Source organism: Aquabacterium sp., assembly GCF_021768455.1.
Classification (GTDB): Bacteria; Pseudomonadota; Gammaproteobacteria; order Burkholderiales; family Burkholderiaceae_C; genus Aquabacterium.
Window position 1 is genome coordinate 1 of sequence record NZ_JAIZVX010000203.1, and the last position, 5,782, is coordinate 5,782.

Annotated in this window: 5 protein-coding genes; 3 read left to right on the forward strand and 2 right to left on the reverse strand. The window is 65.5% G+C overall.

The window, feature by feature from the left end; translation table 11 throughout:
* The coding region (gene hemW, locus QZ994_RS18385; RefSeq protein ID WP_290877075.1) for a radical SAM family heme chaperone HemW at positions 1-1,161 on the forward strand (1,161 nt) is incomplete at its 5' end.
* Positions 1,162-1,240: 79 nt separating this feature from the next.
* Here hemW and QZ994_RS18390 read toward each other — a convergent pair.
* Entirely contained in the window at positions 1,241-2,941 is a 1,701-nt protein-coding gene (locus tag QZ994_RS18390) for a long-chain-fatty-acid--CoA ligase (protein WP_290877078.1), read from the reverse strand.
* A gap of 273 nt (positions 2,942-3,214) precedes the next feature.
* On the opposite strand from QZ994_RS18390, the gene QZ994_RS18395 reads away from it, so the two are divergent.
* Both QZ994_RS18395 and QZ994_RS18400 read left to right on the forward strand, forming a co-directional pair.
* Positions 3,215-3,751 (forward strand): hypothetical protein, encoded by a 537-nt coding sequence (locus QZ994_RS18395; RefSeq protein WP_290877081.1) that lies wholly within the window; start codon positions 3,215-3,217, stop codon positions 3,749-3,751.
* Positions 3,748-5,361: a GMC family oxidoreductase gene (locus tag QZ994_RS18400; protein ID WP_290877083.1), complete on the forward strand. Its 1,614-nt coding sequence runs from the start codon at positions 3,748-3,750 to the stop codon at positions 5,359-5,361. The genes QZ994_RS18395 and QZ994_RS18400 overlap by 4 nt, the downstream gene beginning before the upstream one ends.
* A gap of 85 nt (positions 5,362-5,446) precedes the next feature.
* Here QZ994_RS18400 and QZ994_RS18405 read toward each other — a convergent pair.
* Positions 5,447-5,782, reverse strand: a 336-nt coding sequence (locus QZ994_RS18405; protein ID WP_290877086.1) for an OmpA family protein, incomplete at its 5' end; no start/stop codon positions are given.

The following is a 5,782-nucleotide window of genomic DNA, read 5'->3' on the forward strand; positions in this document are numbered from 1 at the left end:
TACGTGCACCTGCCCTGGTGCCTCAAGAAGTGCCCCTACTGCGATTTCAACTCGCACGAGCTGACCCCGGGCCACAAGGCCAACGCGGCCGGCGGCGCGCAACGCCCCAACCCTGCACAAGAGGCGCAATACCTGAACGCCCTGTGCGCCGATCTGGAAAGCGCCCTGCCCCAGATCTGGGGCCGCAAGGTGCACACCATCTTCATCGGCGGCGGCACACCCAGCCTGTTTTCACCCGAGGCCATCGACCGCCTGCTGGCCGACATCCGCGCCCGCCTGCCCATGGAAGCCGCCTGCGAGGTCACGCTGGAAGCCAACCCCGGCACCTTCGAACGCGAGCGCTTCAAGGCCTACCGCGCAGCCGGCGTCAACCGGCTGTCCATCGGCGTACAGAGTTTCGATGACGCCAAACTCAAGGCCCTGGGCCGTGTGCACGACCGGGCCCAGGCCCTCGCGGCGGTGGAAGAGGCTCAACAGGCCTTCGACACCTTCAACCTCGACCTGATGTACGCCCTGCCCGGCCAGAGCATGGCCGACCTGGAGGCCGATGTACAGCAGGCCCTGGCCTTCCAGCCACCGCACCTCTCGCTCTACCACCTCACGATGGAGCCCAACACCGTCTTCGGCACACGCCCGCCATCCGGCCTGCCCGACGAAGACACCGCCTTCGACATGCTGGACCACCTGATCGAACGCACCGAGGCGGCCGGTCTGCAGCGCTACGAGGTCTCGGCCTACGCCCGCGCAGGCCACCAGTGCCAGCACAACCTCAACTACTGGCAGTTTGGCGACTACCTCGGCATCGGCGCCGGCGCCCACAGCAAGATCAGCTTCCCCGATCGCATCGTGCGCCAGACCCGCTGGCGCGAGCCCGCCAGCTACATGGCCAAGGCCCTGGCAGGCGAGGCCTGCTCCAACGAGACCCCCATCGAGCTCAAGGCCCGCCCCTTCGAGTTCATGATGAACGCACTGCGCCTCAAGGGTGGCTTCGAGCTGGCACGCTACGGCGAGCGCACCGGCCTCACCCTGGCCAGCATCCAGCAGGCACTGGCGCAGGCCGAGGCCCAGGGCCTGCTCGAACGCGACCTCGCCCACGCCTGGCCCACCGCCCGCGGTTTCGACTTCCTGAACGACCTGCAGGGCCTCTTCTTGCCCGATTGAACGCCTGCGCCCCGCACCGGGCGCCCACAAAAAAGCCGCCGGCTGTGACCCCGGCGGCTGGCCTGAAAGGCGATGGCGATCAGGCTGCCTTCTTCTCGTCGCGCAGCTCGCGGCGCAGGATCTTGCCCACATTCGTCTTGGGCAGGTCGGTGCGGAACTCGATGTGCTTGGGGCACTTGTAGCCCGTGAGCTGCTCGTGGCAGAAGGCCTTGAGTTGCTCTTCCGTCAGGGTGCTGTCCTTGCGCACCACATACAGCTTCACGGCCTCGCCCGACTTCGCATCCGGGATGCCCACCGCGGCGCACTCCATCACGGCCGGGTGCATGTTCACCACCTGCTCCACCTCGTTCGGGTAGACGTTGAAGCCCGAGACCAGGATCATGTCTTTCTTGCGGTCCACGATCTTCACCAGACCGGTTTCGTCCATCACGCCGATGTCGCCCGTGCGGAAGAAGCCATCGGCGGTCATGACCTTGGCGGTTTCATCCGCCCGGTTCCAGTAACCGGCCATCACCTGCGGGCCGCGGATGGAAATCTCACCCACTGCACCGATGGGCTGGTGGACACCGTCGTCGTCCAGGATCGCGACCTCGGTCGACGACAAGGGATAACCGATGGCGCCATTGAAGCCGTCCAGATCCAGTCGGTTCACCGTGGCCACGGGCGCCGTCTCCGACAGGCCATAGCCCTCGACGATGGTGCAACCGGTGACCTTCTTCCACTTGTCGGCCGTGGCCTGCTGCACGGCCATGCCGCCGCCGTTGCACACCTTCAGACCCGAGAAATCCAGCTTGGCGAATTCCGGGTCATTGGCCAGCGCGTTGTAGAGCGTGTTGACCGCGGGGAACTGGTTCACGCGGTAGCCCTTGAGCGTCTTGACGAAGCCCGGGATGTCGCGCGGGTTGGCGATCAGGATGTTCATGCTGCCCATGCGCGCGCCCATCATGTAGCAGGCCGTCAGCGCGAAGATGTGGTACAGCGGCAAGGCGCACACGGCCACCAGCGGCTCATTGCCGAGCTTGCTCAACTCGGGCTTGAACCACGCCTCGCATTGCAGGATGTTGGCCACCACATTGCGGTGCAGCAGCGTCGCCCCCTTCGACACGCCCGTGGTGCCGCCCGTGTACTGCAGGAAGGCGATGTCGTCCGGCTTGAGATCGGGGCGCTTGTACTTGGCTGCCCGCCCCTGCGCGATCGCCTTCTTGAAGGGCGTGACCTGGATGCCCCCCGTGTTGGGCAGGCTGAAGGCCGGCACCATCTTCTTCACGTGCCGCACCACGAAGTTCACCAGCGGGCCCTTCAGGCCGGGCAGCAGGTCACCCATGGCCGCCAGCACGATGTGCCTGACCGGCGTGCGCTTGACGACCTCCTGCAGCGTGGTCGCAAAGTTCTCCAGGATCACGATGGCCTCGGCGCCAGAGTCCTTCAACTGGTGCTCGAGCTCGCGTGGGGTGTAAAGCGGGTTCACGTTGACCACCACGTAACCCGCGCGCAGCACCGCCGCGATGGCCACCACGTACTGCGGCACGTTGGGCATCATCAGCGCCACGCGGGCCCCCTTGGCCAGACCCCGCGCCTGCAGCCAGGCCGCAAAAGCGTGAGAGAGCTCGTCCACCTGCTCGTACGTCCAGTGCACCCCCATGAACGACGCCATGTCGCGACCCGCGTACTGCTTGAACGACTGGTCCAGCAAGTCCACCAGAGAGGCGTACTCGCCAGGGTTGATCTCCGCCGGAACGCCGGCTTCATAGTGGGCCAACCAGGGTTTGGAGCTCGTCATCGCGTCATCCTCGTCTCAGTTCACGTTCAAGGCACATGCCGTCGCACCGCAGACATCGGCGGAGCGCTGCACGCATTCTGCAACAGTTCGCGACAAGGGTAATCCCTGGTACCACCCCATTCTTCGTGCGAGATTCCCCCTCATTTGCTGGGAGACAAAACCTGTCCAAGCGTTTGTCTCGACAGACTCACGGCGTCCGGCGCGGCACAATTCCAGGCAATGTGACTCACAATGTTTCTGCTTTGAACCTCGCCCTCAACGGAAGTGAACCCCATGGTTGACCGCGCCATCCACCACCCGCTCACCCCCAAGCGACGCTGGTTCCTCAAGTCTGCACTGGCCATCGGCGCAGTGGGCGCCACCCTCGGTGGCCTCGTGTTCTGGCACCGTGGCGTGCGCGACGGCAGGCTCACTGAACACGGGCGTGATGTGTTCCGCGGCCTCGCCATCGGATTCGTGGGCGCCATGTTGCCCAAGGATCCGACCTCGCGCGAGGCCATCCTGAACCAGCACCTCCAGCACGTTGAAGGCTTTCTTCAGGGCATGCCCATCGTGTTGCAGGTCGAGATCAACGCGGTGGCCGGACTGCTGGGCAACCTGCCCACCCGAAAGATGCTGACTGGGCTGGGCTCCCGCTGGACCGAGGCCTCCGAAGACGAGATTGCCTCCGCCATCGAGTCCATGCGCCTGAACCCCCTGCCCAGCACCCGCCTGACCTACCAGGTCGTGCGCGCCATCACCTGCATGGCCTTCTTCTCCAACAGCGCCAACTGGCACCTCACCGGCTACCCTGGCCCCGTTCAAATATGAGCAAGCTCCCCGATCCCTTCCGCGAGGGCCTCGCGCGCGGCTGGAAAGCCAGCAACGGCGCCCAAGGTCTGCCCGAGCAGGTGCAATGCGACGTGGTCATCGTGGGCAGCGGTGCCGGAGCCGGCATCACGGCCGAACTACTGACCAAGGCCGGACTCGACGTCGTGTTGGTCGAAGAAGGCCCCCTTCGCACCAGCAGCGACTTCAATCAGAAGGAGTCCGAAGCCTACGCCGACCTCTACCAGGAAGGCGCGGGCCGCCGCACCGCCGACGGCGCCCTGACCATCCTGCAGGGCCGCTGCGTGGGCGGCACAACCGTCATCAACTGGACCAGCTCCTTCCGCACCCCCAGCCAGACCCTGGCCCACTGGCGCGACCAGTTCAGCCTCACGGACCTGAGCGACGAAGGCATGGCCCCCTGGTTCGCCCAGGCCGAAGCCCGCCTGAACATGCACCGCTGGGAAGAAGCCCCGCCCAACCCCAACAACGAGATCCTGCGCACCGGCGCCAGGAAGCTGGGCATCAGCGCCGAACTCATCCCGCGCAACGTCAAAGGCTGCTGGAACATCGGCTCCTGCGGCATGGGCTGCCCCACCAACGCCAAGCAGTCGATGCTGGTGACCACCCTCCCCACGGCCCTGCAGTCGGGCGCGCGCCTCTTCTACCAGACACGTGCCCAGCAGTTCGAGATCCGTGGCGACCAGGTGACCGCCCTGCTGTGCGTGCCCATCCAGGTCAATGGCCAGACCACCTCCGACAAGGTGATGCGCGTCACCGCGCGGCACTACGTGGTCGCAGGGGGCGCCATCAACTCGCCCGCCCTCCTCAAGCGCTCCAAGGCCCCTGATCCCCACGACCTGCTGGGCAGCCGCACCTTCCTGCACCCCGTGGCCTTCTCATCGGCGGTCATGCCCGACAAGGTCGAAGGCTGGACGGGCGCCCCTCAATCCGTTTACTCCGACCACTGGGTGCACAACGCCCCGCTGGATGGCCCCATCGGCTACAAGCTCGAAGCCACCCCCATGCACCCGGGGCTGACCTCCATCCTGCTGGGCGGACATGGGCAGACCCTGGCAGAACGCTTCCAGCACTACCCCAACACCCAGATGATGCTGGCCTTGCTGCGCGACGGCTTCCATCCGGAATCCACGGGCGGGCAGGTCCTGCTCAACGTGAATGGCTCACCGCTGCTGCACTACCCCCTGACCGATTACGTGCTGGCCGGTTTCAAGCAGGCCCTGCTCAGCATGGCCGAGGTCCAGTTTGCCGCCGGGGCGCAAAAGGTCCTGCCCCTGCACGAGCAAGGCCGCCACTACACCAGCTGGGCGCAAGCCAAGGCGGCCATCTCTGCCTTCGAGATGAAGGCCTACTACGTCGGCGGCGGCAGCGCCCACGTCATGGGTGGCTGCCGCATGGGTGGCAACGAGCGCCTGGGCGTGGTCCAGCCCGACGGCACCCACTGGCAATTGCAAAACCTCTCGGTGCACGATGGCTCGCTCTTCCCGACCAGCATCGGCGCCAACCCCCAGCTGTCGATTTACGGGCTCACCAACCGCCTGGCCACCCAACTGGCCAAAAAGCTGTCCGGCAAAAACGTCAGCCTGGTCTGAGCGCCGAGCCAGAATGCAAAAACCCCGCCGAGGCGGGGTTTTTTGAGTGGTCACCGGGTCGCAAGACCCGGCATCACCAGGCCAATCACTTGGCGCGGGTGCCCACCACTTCGATTTCAACGCGGCGGTTCTTGGCGCGGCCAGCGTCGGTCTTGTTGTCGGCCACCGGCTGGGACTTGCCCTTGCCTTCGGTGTAGACGCGCGAGGCTTCGATGCCCTTGCTGGTCAGGTAGGCCTTGACGGCGTCAGCACGCTTGACCGACAGCTTCTGGTTGTAGGCATCGGTGCCCTTGGAGTCGGTGTGACCCACGGCGATGATGACTTCCAGGGTCAGGCCCTTGACCTTGTCGGTCAGGTCGTCCAGCTTGGCCTTGCCTTCGGGCTTCAGCACAGCCTTGTCGAAGTCGAAGAAGGCGTCGGC

Bases quoted from the DNA above. Each gene is read 5' to 3' on its own strand.
- QZ994_RS18395 (WP_290877081.1), top strand. From the start codon at position 3,215: ATGGTTGACCGCGCCATCCACCACCCGCTCACCCCCAAGCGACGCTGG.
- QZ994_RS18400 (WP_290877083.1), top strand. From the start codon at position 3,748: ATGAGCAAGCTCCCCGATCCCTTCCGCGAGGGCCTCGCGCGCGGCTGG.
- QZ994_RS18390 (WP_290877078.1), bottom strand. From the start codon at position 2,941: ATGACGAGCTCCAAACCCTGGTTGGCCCACTATGAAGCCGGCGTTCCG.